The sequence below is a fragment of the Vogesella mureinivorans genome (genome assembly GCF_007644035.1).
Lineage (GTDB): Bacteria > Pseudomonadota > Gammaproteobacteria > Burkholderiales > Chromobacteriaceae > Vogesella > Vogesella mureinivorans.
In genome coordinates, this window is the sequence record NZ_VMTV02000291.1 from 93,126 (window position 1) to 111,309 (window position 18,184).

Below are 18,184 nucleotides of genomic sequence, written 5' to 3' on the forward strand. Positions count from 1 at the left end.
ATTAGCGTGATGCCAGTCAGTTAACGCTGACTGGCATTTTTTTGGCTAGGGGGTTTGTTGTGTTGAAGCTTGCTAGCGTGTCCGCTATGCGGACGATGCTTAAATGCCGGTTCCGCCCGGCAAACGGGAAAGGGGGCGGATTGCCGCCCCCTTTTCATTCCCCCGCAACCCGGGGCTGCTCGAAACCCCGGCCAAAATGGCACGCCCCAGGCGCCGCCGAACTCGTCCCTCGCTAACGGCTCGGGACTCAAACAAATCGGCGTCTTAAAACCTGGGGCGCACCCTTTTGCACGGCTCGCGCCAACGGGATGGGGTGCTTCACTCACGCACTATCACTTGATGACCAAGCATATTCGCCTGACTGACTGGCATTAGCCAACTGGCGGGTTTTTTCTTTGGCTGGCAGCCCTGCGGCCAACCTTTACTCAGGCAAAGCGCCGCGAGGCGTCCAGCGCCAGGCCGCTGCCGATACTGCCGTAGCGGTCGCCTTCCACCGCACGGGCGGCGGGGAACATGGCGGCAATGCGCTCGCGCAGCAGCGGCACACCACTGGAGCCGCCGGTAAAGAACACGGTATCCACCTCGCCCGCCTGCAGCTGTGCATCGGCCAGCAAGCGCGCGACCGTGCTTTCGATGCTCACAATCTGCTTTTCGATGGCTTCGTCAAAATCGGCACGCGCAATATCATGGAACAGCGCTTTTTCGATCTCGCCCATGTCCAGCCGCGTTTGTGCCGCGTCGGACAGCGCAATCTTGGCAGCCTCTACCTGGATCGCCAGCCAGTGGCCGGCGCGCTTGTCGATCAGCGAAAACAAGCGGTCCAGCTTGCCCTGCTCCAGTGCGTCCGGGTACACGCCCTGCAGGTCGGACAGGGCTTTGCGCGTGTAGGCGAAGTTGATGGTGTGCCATGTAGCCAGGTTGAAGTAAAAGCCGGATGGCACCTCGGCGTTATTCTTCAGGCGCGAGCGGTAGCCCAGCTGCGGCATGACAGAATGCAGGCTGAGCTGCTTGTCAAAGTCGGTACCACCAATGTGCACACCACCGTTGGCCAGAATATCGGCGCGGCGGTCCAGCAGATGGGCGCGCTCGGGCGCCAGGCGCAGCAAGGAGAAGTCGGAGGTACCGCCTCCGATATCCACAATCAGCACCAGCTCTTCGCGCTGGATGCGGCTTTCGTAGTCGAAGGCTGCGGCGATGGGCTCGAACTGGAAGGCGACCTCTTTAAAGCCCACCTTGCGGGCGATCTCGCCCAGCGTGTCTTGTGCCAGGCGGTCGGCTACCGGGTCGTCATCCACAAAGAAAACCGGGCGGCCAAACACGGCCTGCTCGAAACCGCGGCCGGCGTTCTGTTCGGCGCGCTGTTTGAGCTGGCCGATAAACATGGACAGCAAATCCAGAAAGCGTAGCGGGCGGCCTTGCACTTCGGTCTGGCCATTCATCAGGCTGGTACCCAGAATGCTCTTCAGCGAGCGCATCAGGCGGCCTTCGTAGCCATCCAGGTACTCGGCAATGGCCGCGCGGCCAACGGTGGTGCTTTCTTCTTCGGCATTGAAAAAGATCACCGATGGCAGGGTTGTCTTGCCCTCTTCCAGCGCCAGCAGGCTGGGCACACCGGGGCGGCACCAGCCCACTGTCGAATTGGACGTACCAAAGTCCACGCCACAGGCTTGTACGGTCATGTTCATCCACCCCCTCAGGCAAAAGGAGCGGGATTATAGCGAATCTTCAGCCACCTGCCGCGACTTTCTGCACTGCACGTACCGGGCCAGCACCTTCTATGATGCATGCCTGCAAATCTCGATAAAATCCCAGCAAAAACAGCCACTCAGCCACTACAAACAGCGGCCCCACCAACAAGCCCACCAGGTCGTCCACAAACGCCGGCTTGCGCCCTTCGTAAGCATGGCCGACAAACTGCATTACCCAGCCGGCCACAAACAATGCCAAACCTATCCATCCCCCTAAAGGCAAGGTGGCAATCGCCATGCCGGCCCAGCCCGCCAGCAGCATCACCACCGCCATCAGCGCCCCCAATGCCAGGTCCAGCCGCAGATAAAACAAAATGGCACCCAGCAACACCGGGTGCAGGGCCAGCAGGCCGCTCCCCAGTGGCAGGCAGGCCAGCAACACCGCCACCGCCAGCACGATGAGCGGGATGCCCACAAAATGGGTATGGATATTGCGCAGGTCGCGGTGATAACAGGCGTAATTGACTAAATGCGCTTGCAGCGTTTTCATGGTGAACCTCCATCGTCGGGAAGCACCATCATGCCTTTGCACCACCAGGCTTTCTGTCAAGCAGGCGACAAAACCCAGGCTTTACGCCTACTGGCCAGCAGCAGCTGGTTTGCCAGCCTGCCAGACACCCTGCAAACCAGCCTGCAAACGCTGGGCCGCAGCCGGGCGCTGCCTGGCGGCGACTACCTGTTTTTACAGGGCGACCCGGCCGACGGGCTGTACTGCGTGCTACAAGGCAGCGTGCTGATTGGCAGCAGCTCGGCCGTGGGCAAAAACAGCGTGCTGGCGCGGCTCGCCCCCGGGCAATGGTTTGGCGAGGTGGCGCTATTCGACCACGGCCCGCGCACACACCACGCCCACACCGATGGCGGCTGCCTGCTATGGCATGTACCGCACGGCCCGCTGCTGGCCTGGCTGGAAGGTTGGCCGCAGGGCTGGTACTACCTGGGCCAGCTGATGGCCGGCAAAACCCGGCAGCTGATGAGCGGGCTGGCACAACAAACCCTGCTATCGCCCGAGGCCCGGCTGGCGCAGCGCCTGTTACTACTGGCCGGCAGCGGCCAGGCGGTGAGCCTGAGCCAAGAGGCGCTGGCCAGCGCCACCGGCATCAGCCGGCAAACCTGCAATACCATCCTGGGCCAGCTGGCCGACGCTGGCTTGATCAAGGTGGCGCGCAAGCAGCTTACCCTGCTGGACAAGCCCGCCCTGCAGCAGCTGGGCAACCGCTAGCTGTACAAATCACCGCCACCTGCCGCACAAGCCATTAAAATGCGGGCATGAGCCTGCTAAATACCCACGCCATGGGCCGCGCCCTGGCCACCCGCCTGCTGTTCCTGTTTGCCCTGGTACTCAGTGCCGTGGTGATGGGCACGCTGGGCTACCACTTGCTGGAAGGCTGGAGCCTGTTCGACAGCCTGTACATGACCGTTATCACCCTGGCCACCATCGGCTATGGCGAAACGCACCCACTGGATACCGTTGGCCGCATTTTCACCGTGGTGCTGATCATCTTTGGCACCGGCGTGATGGGCTACGGTATTTCATCCCTTACCCTGCTGCTGTTTCAGGGCGACCTGCCCCACTACCTGCGCGTACGCAAAATGGACAAACTCATCTCCCGCCTGGAAAACCACATCATCATCTGCGGCCTCAGCCGCACCGGCCTGTACGCGCTGGAAGAGCTCACGCGTAGCGGCCACGATGTAGTGATCATCGAAAAGAGCGAAGCACAAATACAGCAGTGGCTAGGGGGCAAAGAGCGACCCTATATCGTGGGGGATGCCACCGAAGACGATAACCTGCTGGCTGCAGGCATAGAACGCGCCCAGGCCATTATCACCAGCCTGACATCGGACGCCGATAACGCTTTTGTGGTGGTGACGGCCCGCAGCCTGAACAGCCGGCTGTCCATCGTATCGAAAGCCGAAACCGAAAGCGCCCGTAAAAAGCTGCTGGCCGTCGGGGCCGACCAGGTGGTGATCCCGTCCTACCTGGGTGGCATGAATATGGCCAACCTGGTGATCAAGCCGGAAACCCTGCACTTTTTCGAGCGCCTGCACACGCGCTACCCCAACACCTTCCGCGCCCAGGTGGTACCGGTAGAGCCGCTATGGCTGGGCCGCAGCATTGCCGAGTGCATGCCGGTGAGTGATGGCAGCGTGATTGTGGTGGCGCTGGAAATGCCGGGCGGCGAGGTGGCGTTCAACCCGCCGGCAGAAACCCTGCTGGGCGAAGGCCAATCGCTGATGATCATCGGGCGTAAAGCGGTACACGCCCCCGCTCCGCCCGATGCGGCGCAGGCATGAAAAAAGGTTGGCCGCGGCCAACCTTTTTTCATGCATCAGGGCAGATCAGCCGAAGTGGCACACGTAGTGTACGGTTTCCAGCACTTCGATCTGGAACGAGCTCTCGCCCGGCACGGTAAACGACTGGCCAGCGCCATAGGTTTTGGCTTCTGTTTCGCCTGCCAGCGTCACCTTGCACTGGCCGTCGATCAGCTCCATCACCTCGGGCGCACCGGTGCTGAACAGCAGCTTGGCCGGCAAAATCACCCCTACCGACTTGCGCGTGCCGTCCGGCAGTACCACGGTATGGCTCACGCACTTGCCATCAAAATAAACATTGGCCTTCTTGACCACACTTACATTATCGAACTGGCTCATGATTTCTCCTTGTTTGGGCACGGCCGTTACACGGCTCTTATCTGCATCATGCCCGCAGCCGATTTGCAGCGTCAATAAATGAAACGGGGCGCCAAACGCCCCGCCGTCACCCCTAGCGCCACCGCCGGCTCACAAGCCAAGTGGATTCAAGCACTTGCCCGTGCCCGCTAGCGCACATGCGGCAGCACAAAGCCCCGTGCGATCATGTCGCGCACCACCAGGTTGAAACAGCCAATCCATGCCGGGTCAAACTGCGACTCGCACGCATTCACCTCGGCCACAGCCCGCAGCAGCGAGCGCACCTGGCGGCGCTGGCCGTGCTTCAGGATGACCGCCTCGAAGGTATCGATAATGGCCAACAGCTTGGCCCCCTCGCAAATCATGCCTGCGCGCTTGCCTGCCGGGTAGCCGGTGCCATCTATACGCTCGTGATGCTCGCGCACAATGCGTGCCGCCTCCTCCCAGCCGCGCATACGGGCCAGCATATCTGCCCCCCAGTCCGGGTGGGCGGCCAACTGCAGGCGGTCTGTATCACTGAGCTTGCCATGCTTGAGCCATAGCTCTTCCGGCAGAAACATCATGCCCACATCGTGCATGCATACCGCCGCCTCCAGCTGCAGCGGGTCGATGGGCTGGGTAGACGCCTCGTTACACGCCGCGGCCAACAGCAGGTTGCGCTCGGTACGCCCCTGAAACAGCAGCGAGCGCTGCTCGAACTGCAAGGCCAGGGTACGGAAGTACAGCAAGTCGGCATCGACCTGCGGCGAACGGGATACGGTTACCTGTGCCGGCTGCTGCGGCAAAAAGCCGGTCAGGCGCTTGATCACCAGCCACGCCTGCGCCTCTACCAGCGCCGGCGGCGTATCGTTCAGCTGGCTCATCTCGGCTATCAGGCGGTTGAAATCGGCCAACGATACCTCGCGCCCGCTTTCCAGCTCGCTGACCACCAGCTCCAGCCGGTCCATGGCCAGCAGCAGCAGCTGCTCCAGCGCCGCATCAAATGGCAGGCTGCCACTGCGTACACGGGAAAGCAGGTCTTCGGCGGCGTGCACCATGGGCTCCACGAACGCCAGCCGGCACAGGCCGGCATCCCCTTTGATAGTGTGAAAAAGCCGCATCAGCTCGGCCAGCATGCCGGCATCGTGCGGGCTTTGCCGTAGGGCGGCCAGCAAGTTGGCCGCGCGCGGGGCGTAGTCGTCCAGCGCGTACTGAAAATCGGAAAAACTTTCTTCATCTTCAATGCGGTAACGATCCATGACTATCTCCAGAGGCGAAGGCTTATAAGCTGCCAGCGTGAATCTACTATAGTGTTTACCCGGCAAAGCCAGATAGCAAATACTGCCAATACCTGTATGCATGCCATGAAACCACTATTGCCGATGCATTTTTTTTACGCCGCCCAGCAAAAAACACTTGCCGAGGCAATGAAGCACAGGCAGACTGCGTGCTGCAGTTTTTCAAGTCGTGATCTGTCAGTTGTTGTAGTGGCGTTGCCCGTACCACAGTTTGTCATTTCCCTTGATTGACATGCGCTTTTCTCATACTCAACGCTATTCTCATAAGGGAACAGAACATGGCAACCGGTACCGTTAAATGGTTTAACGACTCCAAGGGCTTCGGCTTCATCACTCCGGACAACGGCGGTGACGACGTATTCGCTCACTTCTCCCAGATCAACGCTAAAGGCTTCCGCACTCTGGCTGAAAACCAGCGCGTTAGCTTCGACATCGTTGACGGCCCTAAGGGCAAACAAGCTTCCAACATTCAGCCTCTGTAATTCAGAAGCTGGCTGTTACTAGCCTGTCAGAAAAACCCGGATGACTTCATCCGGGTTTTTTGTATTAGCGCATTAGCGGCGGCTTATCCGCCGCAGGAGCCACAACGTGGAACGCTCACACGACGATATCATCGCCGCCACCCGCAACTGGCTGGAAAAAGCCGTCATCGGCCTGAACCTGTGCCCGTTTGCCAAAGCGGTATACGTAAAAGACCAGGTGCGCATTGTCATCAGCGACGCCAAAGACCCGGCCACCCTGCTGGAACACCTGATGGCAGAACTGCGCCTGCTGGCAGACAGCGAACCGGAGGAGGTAGACACCACCCTGCTGGTACACCCCTACGTGCTGCAGCGTTTTCTGGATTTCAATGACTTTCTGGAGATTGCAGACGCTGCCCTGGCTGATATGGGCCTGGAAGGCACGCTGCAGGTGGCCGACTTCCACCCCAAATTCCAGTTTGCCGGCACCACCATCAACGATGTCAGCAACAACACCAACCGCTCACCGTTCCCTACCCTGCACCTGATACGCGAAAGCAGTATCGAACGTGCCGTAGAAGCCTTCCCGGATGCCGCTACTATCTACGAACGCAATATCGCCCTGATGCAAGAGATGGGTCGCGAAGGCTGGGAAGCGTTGAATGTCGGCGCGCCCCAAACCAAATAAGCCACCACGCCACACCATGCTTTGCAGCTTGCTGTGGAGAATAAAAAAGCCAGCTTGCGCTGGCTTTTTTATTCTCGCCCATACTACCGGCCGTCTGAATAACATGGCTAAAACTTATTGATTCTGCGGGCACTTTCCGGTAACGCTCTGGTAGCGGGCACGAATAAGCGGCATGTCGCGGGTAATATCGCCACTGGGCTGAAACATACCCAGTACACCACCCTGCTTTTTGGCAAAATCCAGATAACCCAGCGCAATCGGCACACCCGCACCACAGGCGATGTGATAGAAACCCGTCTTCCACTCTGCCACCTTGGCACGCGTACCCTCGGGAGGAATCGCCACCGCCAGTTGCGGGCTACGGTGAAACACCTCGACCATTTGTTCTACCAGCGAATTCTTCTGGCGGCGATCCACCGGGATCCCGCCCAGCCAGCGCATGACCGGGCCCTTCATGCCGGTAAACAGCGTGTGCTTACCCATCCAGTACAACTTGGCGCCACCGGCGAAGCAGAACATCAGCGTGTAGGGAAAGTCCCAGTTACTGGTATGCGGCGCACCGATCAGCACATATTTCTTGTCTGCGGGAAACGCACCGTGCAAGCGCCAACCCAGCAGCCGCAGCATGGCCAGAGAGAACCAGCGCAACAGCGTACGCAAGATCGGGGTATCGAATATGGTGAAATGCATTCAAAGCTACCGCAAGACTAAACGGCGCACTCTATAGCAGCCTGTGCACGTGGTAAATCAGTCATAGAAAAGAATACTCGAACCAGCCCATTCGATAGCTTTTGCCAGACGAATACAACACTTACCCGCCAGATGCCACACACAAGTTACACAACACACAAATGATACTTGCGCACTACGCCGGCACGGCGTAATAAAGCAGTAACGCTAAGCGGTCAGATTGCTAGATAGAGCAGCATCCCTTCAAAGGAGAAGCCGTCATGTCGCAGTATCAGTCCAAGTCTTCGTACTATGAAGTTCGTGCCGAAGTGCGCAGTAACGCACTCGCCGGCAAACCCATGCCCCGTAGCCGCCCTTGTGATATCCGCAATGCCGCAGCACGCCGCGAAATAGAGCGGCGGCGGATAGAACGCGAAGCAAGGGAATAAACCCGCCAGCTTGCTGGCAACACGGCCTACCCACCCCAACACACCCTGCTGCATGGCACCACGCAGCAGGCGGCAGCTGTCACCCGTTTTACAGGCCGCCTGGACGGCCACAAAAAAAGCGCCCCGACCAGGGCGCTTTTTCAATGCTATCCGCCAGCCAAACCTTACAGGTCGCCCACCACTTCTCCTGGGCTGGCCAGCGCTGGCTCGCAGGGCAGCCATACGCGGAAAACCGCCCCGCCCGCCGCCAGGTTGGCCGCATGGATATCACCGCCATAGCGCTCTACCAGGCCCAGGCACACCCATAGACCCAGGCCGCTGCCATCTGCCTTGCGCGTAAAGAAAGGCGTAAACAGCTGCGCCATATCACCCGGCGCGATACCCGGCCCGCTATCCGATACCGACAACAACACACCGGCCTGGCCATCACGCCCCGGGCAATCCTGCGTGGCCAGCGCCAGCATGCCGCCATCCGGCATGGCCTGCAGCGCGTTAAGCAGCAGGTTGATCAGCACCTGCTGCAGCTCGTAGCGGTTTACCAGCAAGGCGCCCGCGGCTTGCCAATCCTTGCGGACGGCTACATGGCTGCGCCCCAGCTGGTGGCTAACCAGCACCAGGCTATCCTGGAAGACCTCCTCTGGCCGCACTTGCTGCAGGTAGCCTGCGTATTCGCTGGGGCGTGCATACTGCAGCAGCTTGGCCACAATCAGGCGGATGCGCTGCACTTGCTCGTTCAGCAGGCGGAACTCCTCGGCCACCGGCGCGGCGGCCTCGCCCAGCAGCTCGCGCATCAGTTCCAGGTTGCCCTGCATCACCGCCACCGGGTTGTTGACCTCGTGGGCGATGCCTGCGGCCAACTGGCCAATGGCCGCCAGCTTTTCCGATTTGAACAGCTGCTGCTGCGCCGTGAGCAGCGTCTGGTTGGCCGCCGCCAGCTCGCGCGTACGCTCGGCCACTTTGTCGTCCAGCTCGGCGGCCCAGCGGGTGAGCGCCTGGTTTTGTGACTGGATGCGGTCCAGCAGGTGGTCAAAATGGCTGGCCAGCAGGGCCAGCTCGTCGTCCTGCGGCAGCGTGCCGACGCGGGCATCCAGCTGCCCGGCCTCTACCTGGCGCATGGTGGCGCGCAGCCGCCCTACCGGGTGGATAACCGACTGAGCAAAACGCCAGCTCACCCAGGCCGCCACCGCCATGGTGATGGCAAACAGCACAAACAGCACGGCCAGCGCCATCCATTTGGCCAGCACAAAGGGCTGCTCCAGAAAGCCCACGTACAACATGCCCACCCGCTCGCCACGGCTATCCTGCAGTGGCTGATAGCCGGAAACATACCAGTCGCCCACCACCAGCGCGCGGTCCAGCCACAGCTGGCCATGCTCCAGCACACGCTCGGCTACCGCGCCGGACACACGAGTACCGATGGCGCGACCGCCATGGGGCAACGCGACCGTGGTGGCAATCCGCACATCATCCAGAAACAGCGTCGTTGAGCCACGGCTACGCTGCGGCAGCGAGCCCGGCGGGTAAACCAGGTGCTGGATGCGGTCGACAAAATCCACATTACGGTTCAACAACAAGCCCCCTACCAGCGCCAGACGCCGGCCCGGCACAGCGGCCGCAGCGTGCAGCACCAGCCCGGCCTGGCTTTGCTGCTGCAGGCTGGGCCGGGCACCGCGCGTAGGGCGCAAGTCGATACGCGCCCGTTGCTGCAAGGCCGGTGACAGTGCGGCCAGCTGTGCGGGGCTAAACGCATCCAGCGCCACACGGCTTTGTCCGCTCAGCCCGGCGGCTGGCACCCCGCCGGCGGGGTAGATGTGGTGCCGCGCACCATTGAGCGAGCTGGCCAGCACCTGGCGCTGCTCGTCGACCAGCAGCAGGTAATCCAGCGCCAGCGACTGCGCGCGTGCCTGCAATAGCGCATCCAGCCCGGGGCCAGGGCGGCGCTGGGCGTCGGCCAGCGCCTCGGAGTTAGCCAATGCCTCGATGCTGCGGCCAACGTCGCCCTGCACCCGTTCAAAATAGGTGGTAGCCACCGCCAGGTCGCTGCGTACCTTGAACACCAGCAGTTCCTGGAACGCCGCCCCACCCCAGCCGGCCAGCAGCAATAACAGCACCGGAAAGCCCACCACCAGCGGGAACAGCGCCAGCGCCACAAAGCGGTTGCGTACCGAGCGGTTCAGCGGCTGCATCAGCCGCTGCCATAGCCGCGCTACTCGCCCCAGGCCAGACATTTGCGCTCCAGCGTCTTGCGCGAGATGCCCAGGCGGCGCGCCGCCTCGGATTTATTGCCGCCACAGGCGGCCAGAATGGCGCGGATATGGCGGTTTTCCACCTCGGCCAGGCACTCGTCCGCGCCGGCCAGGTTGGCCGCAGGCTCGCCCGCCGGGCTCGTGCCGCCCACGGCACGGGTGCACGGCAGGTCGCGCGGCACGTAGCCCAGGATCAGCGACCGCTCTACCAGGTTTTTCAGCTCGCGCACATTGCCCGGCCAGTCGTAGGCGGCCATGGCGGCCAGAATGGCCGGCTCCACGGCGACCGGCTGCACCCCCAGCGCAGGGCTGAGCAGGTCCATGAAGTGCGCGGCCAACTCGGGCAGGTCCTCGGTGCGCTCGCGCAGCGGCGGCAAGTGCAGCTCCAGCACCTGCAGGCGGTAGTACAGGTCGGCACGGAAGCGCCCGGCGGCTACTTCGTCCGCCAGCGGTTTATTGGTGGCGGCAATCACGCGCACGTCTACCTTGATCTCTTGCTCCGAGCCCACCGGCCGGATGCGCCGCTCCTCCAGCACGCGCAGCAGCTTGGCCTGGATGGGCAGCGGCAGCTCGCCGATTTCATCCAGAAACAGCGTGCCGCCGCGGGCGTAGTAAAACAGGCCGTCGCGGCTGCCGGTGGCACCGGTGTAGGCGCCTTTCACGTGGCCAAACAGCTCGCTTTCGATCAGCTCCTGCGCAATGGCCGCGCAGTTTACCGGCACAAAGCTGGCGTTGGCGCGCGGGCTTTGCTGATGCAGCGCGCGCGCCACCACCTCTTTGCCAGTGCCGGATTCACCCTGGATCAGCACGGTGGAGGGCATGGGGGCAAAGCGCTGTAGCAGCGTGCGCAGCTCGGCAATGGCGGGCGAGTGGCCGATCAAGCCGTCGCGGCTGACATGGCTGCGGCTGGCGTGCGAGGCCACCTCGCGGCGCAGCACCCAGTTTTCTGCCTCCAGCCGCGCCCGCTCGAAGGCACGCCGTGCCGAGTTGATCAGCTGCGCCAGCGAAAACGGCTTGAGCAGAAAGTCCGAGGCGCCGGCGCGCAGCGCATCGATAGCAGTTTCCACGTCGGCAAACGCCGTCATCAGGATGACTTCGCTGTTTACCCCGCGCTCACGCAGCTGCTTGAGCCAGTTCACCCCCGACATGCCGGGCAGGGAAATATCCAGCACGATCAGGTCAAAACGCTGCTGCGCCACCAGCGGCTCGGCCTCTTCCACGCTACCGGCGGCATGCACGCTGCCGCAGCGCACCTCTAGCGCCCGGCGGATGAAATTCACCATGCCCGGCTCGTCATCCACCACCAGCACGCTGTAGCTGCCCCATGGTTTGGCCGCGCTGTCAGCGGCCGCTGCCAAGGTATTTTCTCGCTGCAAGACCCTACTCCTTCTGCGGACAAATAGTCGCACCACGCGCAGGGCTATTGCGACTATTTGTCTGGTACCCATGCGGCCAACCCTGGGCAGCCACACGCAACACCTTGTTTATTCGTGAAAAATATAAAAACCCTACCACGGGCACGGCAAATGCTATGCCAAGGCTATTGCGCAACCCGACGCACGTCAAACGAATAGCGATAAAAAGGAGAGTCCGATGGAAGTGAACCGGCGGCAGTTTTTCAAACTCAGCGCGGCGCAGGTAGGCGCCTCCAGCCTGGTGGCCATGGGCTTTAGCCCGGCCCAAGCGCTGGCCGAGGTGCGCCAGTACAAGCTGCTGGGTGCACGCGAAACGCGCAACACCTGTACCTACTGTTCGGTAGGCTGCGGCCTGATTCTGTACAGCCTGGGTGACGGTGCCAAAAACGCCAAAGCGGAAATCATGCACATCGAAGGCGACCCGGACCACCCGGTAAGCCGCGGCTCGCTCTGCCCCAAAGGCGCCGGCCTGCTGGACTTCATCCATAGCCCCAAACGCCTGAAATACCCGGAAGTACGCGAAGCCGGCAGCGATGAGTGGAAGCGCATCAGCTGGCACGACGCCCTCCACCGCATTGCCAAGCACATGAAGGCCGACCGCGACGCCAACGTGCTGGACAAAAACGCCGACGGCGTGCCGCTTAACCGCTGGCTTACCACCGCCATGCTCACCGCGTCGGCCGGCTCCAACGAAACCGGCATCATCACGCAAAAATTCCTGCGCAGCCTGGGCATTATCGCCACCGACGCCCAGGCCCGCGTGTGCCACGGCCCGACCGTATCGGCACTGGCGTCTACCTTTGGCCGTGGCGCCATGACCAATAGCTGGGTAGATATCAAGAACGCCGACTTTATCCTGGTGATGGGCGGCAACGCCGCCGAGGCGCACCCGGTGGGCTTCAAATGGGCCATCGAAGCCAAGAAAACCCGCGGCACCAAGCTGATCGTGGTGGACCCGCGCTACAACCGCACCGCCGCCGTGTCCGACCTGTACATGCCGATTCGCGCCGGCGCCGACATCCCTTTCCTGGGCGGCGTGATCAACTGGCTGATCGCCCACGACAAGATTCACTGGGACTACGTAAAAGCCTATACCAACGCCAGCTTTATCGTGGGCGAAGGCTTTGGCTTTGAAGAAGGCCTGTTCAGCGGCTACGACGAAGCCAAGGGCAAGTACGACCGCAGCAGCTGGGCCTACGAGCTGGATGCCGACGGCAACGCCAAAACCGACCCCACGCTGCAGCACCCGCGCTGCGTATGGAACCTGATGAAAGCGCACTTTGCGCGCTATACACCCGAGGTAGTCACCAACCTGTGCGGCACGCCGGTAGAAGGCTTTCTGGAAGTGTGCAAACAGCTGGGCGAGACCGCCCGCCCGGACAAAGTCGGCACCATCCTGTACGCACTGGGCTGGACCCAGCACACCGTGGGCGCGCAAAACATCCGCACCATGGCCATGATCCAGCTGCTGCTGGGCAATATGGGCATGCCCGGCGGCGGCGTGAACGCGCTGCGCGGCCACTCCAATATCCAGGGCCTGTCCGACCTGGGCCTGCTGTCCACCGCCCTGCCCGGCTACCTGACGCTGCCCAACGAAAAAGACCACCCCGATTACGCCAGCTACATCAGCAAAACCACGCCCAAGGCGCTGCAGCCCAACCAGTTCAACTACTGGAGCAACACGCCCAAGTTCTTTGTCAGCCTGATGAAGTGGTTCTGGGGTGACAAAGCCACCGCAGACAACAACTGGGGCTTCGACTGGCTGCCCAAGTGGGACAAGCTGTACGACGTGCTGCACATCGTGGAGCTGATGCACCAGGGCAAGATGAACGGCTTTATCGTGCAGGGTTTCAACCCGCTGGCGTCCTTCCCCGATGCCACCAAGGTCACGCAGGCGTTCAGCAAGCTGAAATACATGGTGATCATCGACCCGATCGCCACCGAAACCTCCACCTTCTGGCAGAACCACGGCGAAGCGCACGATGTGAACCCGGCCGACATCCAGACCGAGGTATTCCGCCTGCCGTCCACCTGTTTTGCCGAAGAAGACGGCGCCATTGTCAGCTCGGCACGCTGGCTACAGTGGCACTGGAAAGGCGCCGACGCGCCGGGCGAAGCCAAGGGCGATAACGAGATTATCGGCGAGCTGTTCAACACCCTGCGCCAGATGTACCTGCAAGAAGGCGGCAAGGTGGCCGAGCCTATCCTGAACGTAGCGTGGCACTACCGCGACCCGAACGCCCCGAGCCCGGAAGAACTGGCGCGCGAAATGAACGGCAAGGCGCTGGCCGACCTGCCAGACCCGAAAGAGCCGGGCAAATTCCTGGCCAAAAAAGGCGAACAGCTGCCCGGCTTTGCCACATTGCAAGACGACGGCAGCACCAGCTGCGCCTGCTGGATTTTCTCTGGCAGCTGGACGCAAGCCGGCAACCAGATGGCACGCCGCGACAACACCGACACCGGTTTGGGCAATACGCCGGGCTGGTCGTGGGCGTGGCCGGCCAACCGCCGCATCCTGTACAACCGCGCCAGCTGCAACCCGGCCGGTGCGCCGTGGGACCCGAAGCGCAAGCTGATCGGCTGGAACGGCGAAAAATGGGCCGGGGCGGACATCCCCGATTTCAAGGCCGACGCCGGCCCGGACAGCGGCATGAACCCGTTCATCATGAACCCGGAAGGCGTGGCGCGGCTGTTCTGTACCGACAAGCTGGCCGACGGCCCTTTCCCCGAGCACTACGAGCCGATGGAAAGCCCGATCGGCACCAACCCGCTGCACCCCAAAGTGGTCAGCAGCCCGGCGGTGCGTATCTTCAAGACCGACCGCGAGCGCCTGGGCACGCACAAGGACTACCCGTACGTGGGTACCACCTACCGCCTGACCGAGCACTTCCAGTTCTGGACCAAATCGGTGCTGCTGAACGCCATTGCCCAGCCGGAACAGTTTGTCGAAATCGGCGTGGCGCTGGCGCAGGAAAAAGGCATTGTGCAGGGCGACACGGTGAAGGTGAGCTCCAAGCGCGGCTTCATCAAGGCCAAGGCGGTGGTGACCAAGCGGCTGATGGCGCTGCAGGTCAACGGCCAGACCGTGCACCAGATCGGCATACCGCTGCACTGGGGCTGGGAAGGCGTGGCGCAAAAAGGCTACCTCACCAACAGCCTGCCCCCCGCCGTGGGCGACTGCAATACGCAGACCCCCGAGTACAAATCCTTCCTGGTAAACCTGGAAAAAGCCTGAGGAGCCCCGGACCATGGCACTGCAATCACTTGATATTACCCGCCGCTCCGCCAGCCCCACGGCCAGCCCGCAGGCGCGCAAGACCATCGAAATCGCCAAGCTGATCGACGTTTCCACCTGTATCGGCTGCAAGGCCTGCCAGGTAGCCTGTTCGGAGTGGAACGACATCCGCGAGGAGGTTGGCCACAACATCGGCGTGTACGACAACCCGACCGACCTGAGCGCCGATGCCTGGACGGTGATGCGCTTTGCCGAAGAAGAAAGCAACGGCAAGCTGGAATGGCTGATCCGCAAAGACGGCTGCATGCACTGTGCCGACCCCGGCTGCCTGAAAGCCTGCCCGTCGCCGGGTGCCATCATCCAGTACAGCAACGGCATTGTGGATTTCCACCAGGAAAACTGCATCGGCTGTGGCTACTGCATTTCCGGCTGCCCGTTCAACGTGCCGCGCATCAGCAAAAAGGACAACAAAGCCTACAAATGCACGCTGTGCTCGGACCGCGTGTCGGTAGGCCAGGAGCCGGCCTGCGTGAAAACCTGCCCGACCGGCGCCATCCAGTTCGGTAGCAAGGAAGACATGAAAGACGTGGCCGCCACCCGCGTGGCCGACCTGAAAACCCGTGGCTACACCAACGCCGGCCTGTACGACCCGCAAGGCGTAGGTGGCACCCACGTGATGTACGTGCTGCACCACGCCGACAAGCCGGAGCAGTATTCCGGCCTGCCGAAAGACCCGGCCATCAGCACCACCGTGCAGCTGTGGAAAGGCTGGCTCAAACCGCTGGCCACCATCGGCATTGCCGCGGCCGGCCTGTTCGGTTTCTTCCACTACATCACCGTGGGCCCGAACCGCCCGGACGACGACGATGAACACGCTGCGGCCAACCCTGCCGCCAAACAGGAGGACAAGGCATGAAAGAGCAACTGATACAGCGCTATAGCGCCGCCGAGCGCATCAACCACTGGATTGTGGCGGTGTGCTTTATCCTGCTGGCGCTATCCGGCCTGGCGTTTTTCTACCCAGCCTTCTTTTGGCTCACCGGCGTGTTTGGCACCCCGCAGCTGGCGCGCATCATCCACCCCTTTGTGGGTGTGATCATGTTCGTGGCCTTTGCGCGGCAGTTTTTCCGCTACTGGCACCATAACCTGATCAACAGCGAAGACATCCGCTGGATGAAATCGGTCAAAACCGTGCTGTCCGGCCACGAGGTAGGCGACACCGGCAAGTACAACGGCGGGCAGAAAGGCATGTTCTGGCTGATGTGCGCGTGCATGGCCGTGCTGCTGGTATCCGGCTTTATTGCCTGGCGGCCCTACTTTGCCGGCTACTTTCCCATCCCGGTGATCCGCCTGGCGCTGCTGGCGCACGCCTGGGCCGCCACCGGGCTGATTGCCGGCATCATCGTGCACGTGTACGCCGCGTTCTGGGTAAAAGGCACCATCCGTGCCATGGTGGAAGGCGTGGTGACCCACGCCTGGGCCAAAAAACACCACCCGCGCTGGTACCGCGAGATGACAGGCAAACAGAAATGAGCTGCGCGCTACCGCTGCCCGCCGATGACACCCTGCCAGCCAGCCAGTGCCTGCCGGTGCTGCGCCTGCAGGCGGGCAGCGCCGTGGCCGCCACCGACCAGCTGATTGCCGAAGTGCCCGTGGCCATGGTGTACAACGGCATCTCGCACGCCGTGCTGCTGGCCAGCCCTGCCGACCTGCACGATTTCGCGCTGGGCTTTGCGCTGAGCGAAGGCATCCTTACCCACGCCAGCGAGCTGTACGACTGCGAGGCCTGGCAAGGCGAGGCCGGCATCGAGCTGCGGCTGGATATTGCCAGCGCACGCTTTAGCCAGCTCAAGGCACGGCGGCGCAATATGGCCGGGCGCACCGGCTGCGGCCTGTGCGGCGTAGATAGCCTGGACGCCGTGGCGCAAACCATCGCGCCCCTGCCGCTGCGGCCAACCCTGCACGCTGCCAGCATCGCCCGCGCCGTGGCCGCCCTGCCCGCACAGCAGCCGCTGCACGCCGCCACGGGCGCCGCCCATGGCGCGGCCTACTGCCACGCCGACGGCAGCATCGTGCTGGTACGCGAAGACGTAGGCCGCCACAACGCACTGGACAAGCTGATCGGCGCACTGCGCCGCCAGGGCGTCGATACCCGCGACGGCTTTGTGCTGGTATCCAGCCGCGCCAGCTATGAAATGGTGCAGAAAACCGCGCAGGCGGGCATACCAGCCCTGATCGCCGTGTCTGCCCCCACCGCCTATGCGGCCCAGCTGGCCGGGCAATGCGGCCTGCTGCTGGCAGGCTTTGCCCGCCCCGGCCGCCTGGTGGCCTACACCCATACCGAGCGGCTTATCACCGCCACCGCAACGGAAACACACCATGTTTATTGATGATCTGGCCATTCAGGACACCGCCATCCCGCAGCCGCTACGCCCGCCGGGGCAGCAAGTCTTTGCCCGCCGTGCCGAGCGCCTGCGCAGCCTGGCCCACGGCCATGCCATGGCCGATTTCCTGCGCTGCTGCGCCGATATCGCCCACGCCCAGCAAGCCTGCCACGACCGGCTGGCAGAACAAGCCGTGAACAGCACGGCCTGCCTGCGCGACATGCTGACCCAGCTGCACAATACGCTGGGCCCGGTGCTGGGCGATGCCAGCCATAGCGCCGTGCATTGCCTGCTGGCCATGGACGACGACACCCTGCAGGCGCTGGCACTCACCCTGCGTGCCGGCACCGCTGCGGCCAACCCTGCCCTGCAGGCCGGCTTGCCGCTACTGGGCGCCGCCTTGCAGGTACAAGCCGTCATCAGCGCGCGCCAGCGCGACCTGAGCCGCCTGCAGCACAGCGAAAGCGCGCACTGCCCGGTATGCCACGCGCCGCCGGTGGCATCGTTGCTGCGCCGTGGCGACAGCGGCCACGCCGTGCGCTACGCCTGCTGCAGCCAGTGCGCCAGCGAATGGCACGTTACCCGCGTGAAGTGCCTGGGCTGTGGCAATACGCGCGAGCTGCAATACCGCAGCCTGGCCCTGCACGACAGCGAGCCCGCCGCGCCCAACCACAAGCAGCCGCACCAGCACCGCGCCGTGCACGAGGCAGAATGCTGCGACAGCTGCCACGGCGAGCTGAAAATGGTGTCCACCCTGCTGGACGCGCAGGCCGAACCGTTTGCCGACGACCTGGCCAGCCTGATGCTGGACATGCTGGCCGGCGAAGCGGGCTATGGCCGCATCGGCGTGAACCCGTACTTTATTGCCGGCCAGGCCTAGGCGCGGCTTGCGGCCAACCTTTGGCCAAACGCATTGCCATGCAAAACGGCCGCACAGTGTGC

At 62.6% G+C, this 18,184-nt stretch carries 17 protein-coding genes; 9 read left to right on the forward strand and 8 right to left on the reverse strand.

Annotated features, from left to right (window positions below):
* Positions 1-425: 425 nt before the first annotated feature.
* Together FLQ44_RS08835 and FLQ44_RS08840 are read right to left on the reverse strand one after the other, a co-directional pair.
* On the reverse strand, positions 426-1,685 hold the full coding sequence (locus FLQ44_RS08835; protein ID WP_240801226.1) for an Hsp70 family protein: 1,260 nt from the start codon (positions 1,683-1,685) through the stop codon (positions 426-428).
* Between the two features lie 40 nt (positions 1,686-1,725).
* Positions 1,726-2,238 (reverse strand): Mpo1 family 2-hydroxy fatty acid dioxygenase, encoded by a 513-nt coding sequence (locus FLQ44_RS08840; protein WP_147694076.1) that lies wholly within the window; start codon positions 2,236-2,238, stop codon positions 1,726-1,728.
* A 30-nt stretch (positions 2,239-2,268) separates the two neighbouring features.
* Here FLQ44_RS08840 and FLQ44_RS08845 point away from each other — a divergent pair, with 30 nt between their 5' ends.
* Both FLQ44_RS08845 and FLQ44_RS08850 read left to right on the forward strand, forming a co-directional pair.
* A complete protein-coding gene (locus FLQ44_RS08845; protein WP_170252894.1) occupies positions 2,269-2,967 on the forward strand; it encodes a Crp/Fnr family transcriptional regulator in 699 nt (232 codons plus the stop codon).
* 47 nt (positions 2,968-3,014) lie between these two features.
* Entirely contained in the window at positions 3,015-4,043 is a 1,029-nt protein-coding gene (locus FLQ44_RS08850; RefSeq protein ID WP_147694078.1) for a potassium channel family protein, read from the forward strand.
* Positions 4,044-4,088: 45 nt separating this feature from the next.
* Here FLQ44_RS08850 and ppnP read toward each other — a convergent pair whose 3' ends face one another.
* Together ppnP and FLQ44_RS08860 are read right to left on the reverse strand one after the other, a co-directional pair.
* Positions 4,089-4,400, reverse strand: coding sequence for a pyrimidine/purine nucleoside phosphorylase (gene ppnP, locus FLQ44_RS08855; protein ID WP_147694079.1), 312 nt, complete (start codon positions 4,398-4,400; stop codon positions 4,089-4,091).
* A 167-nt stretch (positions 4,401-4,567) separates the two neighbouring features.
* Complete coding sequence (locus tag FLQ44_RS08860; protein ID WP_170252896.1) at positions 4,568-5,656, reverse strand: HD domain-containing phosphohydrolase; 1,089 nt, start codon at positions 5,654-5,656, stop codon at positions 4,568-4,570.
* Between the two features lie 317 nt (positions 5,657-5,973).
* Here FLQ44_RS08860 and FLQ44_RS08865 point away from each other — a divergent pair, with 317 nt between their 5' ends.
* Together FLQ44_RS08865 and FLQ44_RS08870 are read left to right on the forward strand one after the other, a co-directional pair.
* Positions 5,974-6,177: a cold-shock protein gene (locus FLQ44_RS08865; RefSeq protein ID WP_026107859.1), complete on the forward strand. Its 204-nt coding sequence runs from the start codon at positions 5,974-5,976 to the stop codon at positions 6,175-6,177.
* A gap of 106 nt (positions 6,178-6,283) precedes the next feature.
* Positions 6,284-6,844 (forward strand): DUF1415 domain-containing protein, encoded by a 561-nt coding sequence (locus FLQ44_RS08870; protein WP_147694081.1) that lies wholly within the window; start codon positions 6,284-6,286, stop codon positions 6,842-6,844.
* A gap of 114 nt (positions 6,845-6,958) precedes the next feature.
* On the opposite strand, the gene FLQ44_RS08875 is transcribed toward FLQ44_RS08870, so the two are convergent.
* The 4 genes from FLQ44_RS08875 to FLQ44_RS08885 form a co-directional block, all read right to left on the reverse strand.
* Positions 6,959-7,534, reverse strand: a complete 576-nt coding sequence (locus FLQ44_RS08875; protein ID WP_170252898.1) for a lysophospholipid acyltransferase family protein — start codon at positions 7,532-7,534, stop codon at positions 6,959-6,961.
* Between the two features lie 215 nt (positions 7,535-7,749).
* The gene (locus FLQ44_RS23600) at positions 7,750-8,106 is read right to left on the reverse strand and encodes a hypothetical protein (protein WP_170252900.1); all 357 of its coding nucleotides are present in this window, start codon (positions 8,104-8,106) and stop codon (positions 7,750-7,752) included.
* Between the two features lie 20 nt (positions 8,107-8,126).
* Positions 8,127-10,190, reverse strand: coding sequence for a sensor histidine kinase (locus tag FLQ44_RS08880; protein ID WP_206208771.1), 2,064 nt, complete (start codon positions 10,188-10,190; stop codon positions 8,127-8,129).
* Positions 10,169-11,584 (reverse strand): sigma-54-dependent transcriptional regulator, encoded by a 1,416-nt coding sequence (locus FLQ44_RS08885; protein ID WP_147694082.1) that lies wholly within the window; start codon positions 11,582-11,584, stop codon positions 10,169-10,171. The genes FLQ44_RS08880 and FLQ44_RS08885 overlap by 22 nt, the downstream gene beginning before the upstream one ends.
* Positions 11,585-11,801: 217 nt before the next feature.
* On the opposite strand from FLQ44_RS08885, the gene fdnG reads away from it, so the two are divergent.
* From fdnG to FLQ44_RS08910, 5 genes are read left to right on the forward strand one after another with little or no spacing between them, the layout of a single operon-like run.
* Entirely contained in the window at positions 11,802-14,858 is a 3,057-nt protein-coding gene (gene fdnG / locus FLQ44_RS08890) for a formate dehydrogenase-N subunit alpha (RefSeq protein WP_147694083.1), read from the forward strand.
* A gap of 13 nt (positions 14,859-14,871) precedes the next feature.
* The gene (gene fdxH / locus FLQ44_RS08895; protein WP_147694084.1) at positions 14,872-15,774 is read left to right on the forward strand and encodes a formate dehydrogenase subunit beta; all 903 of its coding nucleotides are present in this window, start codon (positions 14,872-14,874) and stop codon (positions 15,772-15,774) included.
* Positions 15,771-16,391: a formate dehydrogenase subunit gamma gene (locus tag FLQ44_RS08900; RefSeq protein WP_147694085.1), complete on the forward strand. Its 621-nt coding sequence runs from the start codon at positions 15,771-15,773 to the stop codon at positions 16,389-16,391. Before fdxH ends, FLQ44_RS08900 begins: the two co-directional genes overlap by 4 nt.
* Positions 16,388-17,248, forward strand: a complete 861-nt coding sequence (gene fdhD / locus FLQ44_RS08905; protein WP_147694086.1) for a formate dehydrogenase accessory sulfurtransferase FdhD — start codon at positions 16,388-16,390, stop codon at positions 17,246-17,248. The genes FLQ44_RS08900 and fdhD overlap by 4 nt, the downstream gene beginning before the upstream one ends.
* A complete protein-coding gene (locus FLQ44_RS08910) occupies positions 17,238-18,122 on the forward strand; it encodes a formate dehydrogenase accessory protein FdhE (protein ID WP_147694087.1) in 885 nt (294 codons plus the stop codon). Before fdhD ends, FLQ44_RS08910 begins: the two co-directional genes overlap by 11 nt.
* The last annotated feature ends 62 nt before the right edge of the window (positions 18,123-18,184 follow it).

Coding starts and splice junctions, on each gene's coding strand:
- FLQ44_RS08900 (WP_147694085.1), top strand. CDS start 15,771: ATGAAAGAGCAACTGATACAGCGCTATAGCGCCGCCGAGCGCATCAAC.
- fdhD (WP_147694086.1), top strand. CDS start 16,388: ATGAGCTGCGCGCTACCGCTGCCCGCCGATGACACCCTGCCAGCCAGC.
- FLQ44_RS08910 (WP_147694087.1), top strand. CDS start 17,238: ATGTTTATTGATGATCTGGCCATTCAGGACACCGCCATCCCGCAGCCG.
- FLQ44_RS08840 (WP_147694076.1), bottom strand. CDS start 2,238: ATGAAAACGCTGCAAGCGCATTTAGTCAATTACGCCTGTTATCACCGC.
- FLQ44_RS08875 (WP_170252898.1), bottom strand. CDS start 7,534: ATGCATTTCACCATATTCGATACCCCGATCTTGCGTACGCTGTTGCGC.
- FLQ44_RS08860 (WP_170252896.1), bottom strand. CDS start 5,656: ATGGATCGTTACCGCATTGAAGATGAAGAAAGTTTTTCCGATTTTCAG.
- fdnG (WP_147694083.1), top strand. CDS start 11,802: ATGGAAGTGAACCGGCGGCAGTTTTTCAAACTCAGCGCGGCGCAGGTA.
- FLQ44_RS08835 (WP_240801226.1), bottom strand. CDS start 1,685: ATGAACATGACCGTACAAGCCTGTGGCGTGGACTTTGGTACGTCCAAT.
- FLQ44_RS08845 (WP_170252894.1), top strand. CDS start 2,269: ATGCCTTTGCACCACCAGGCTTTCTGTCAAGCAGGCGACAAAACCCAG.
- FLQ44_RS08865 (WP_026107859.1), top strand. CDS start 5,974: ATGGCAACCGGTACCGTTAAATGGTTTAACGACTCCAAGGGCTTCGGC.
- FLQ44_RS08850 (WP_147694078.1), top strand. CDS start 3,015: ATGAGCCTGCTAAATACCCACGCCATGGGCCGCGCCCTGGCCACCCGC.
- fdxH (WP_147694084.1), top strand. CDS start 14,872: ATGGCACTGCAATCACTTGATATTACCCGCCGCTCCGCCAGCCCCACG.
- ppnP (WP_147694079.1), bottom strand. CDS start 4,400: ATGAGCCAGTTCGATAATGTAAGTGTGGTCAAGAAGGCCAATGTTTAT.
- FLQ44_RS08880 (WP_206208771.1), bottom strand. CDS start 10,190: ATGTCTGGCCTGGGGCGAGTAGCGCGGCTATGGCAGCGGCTGATGCAG.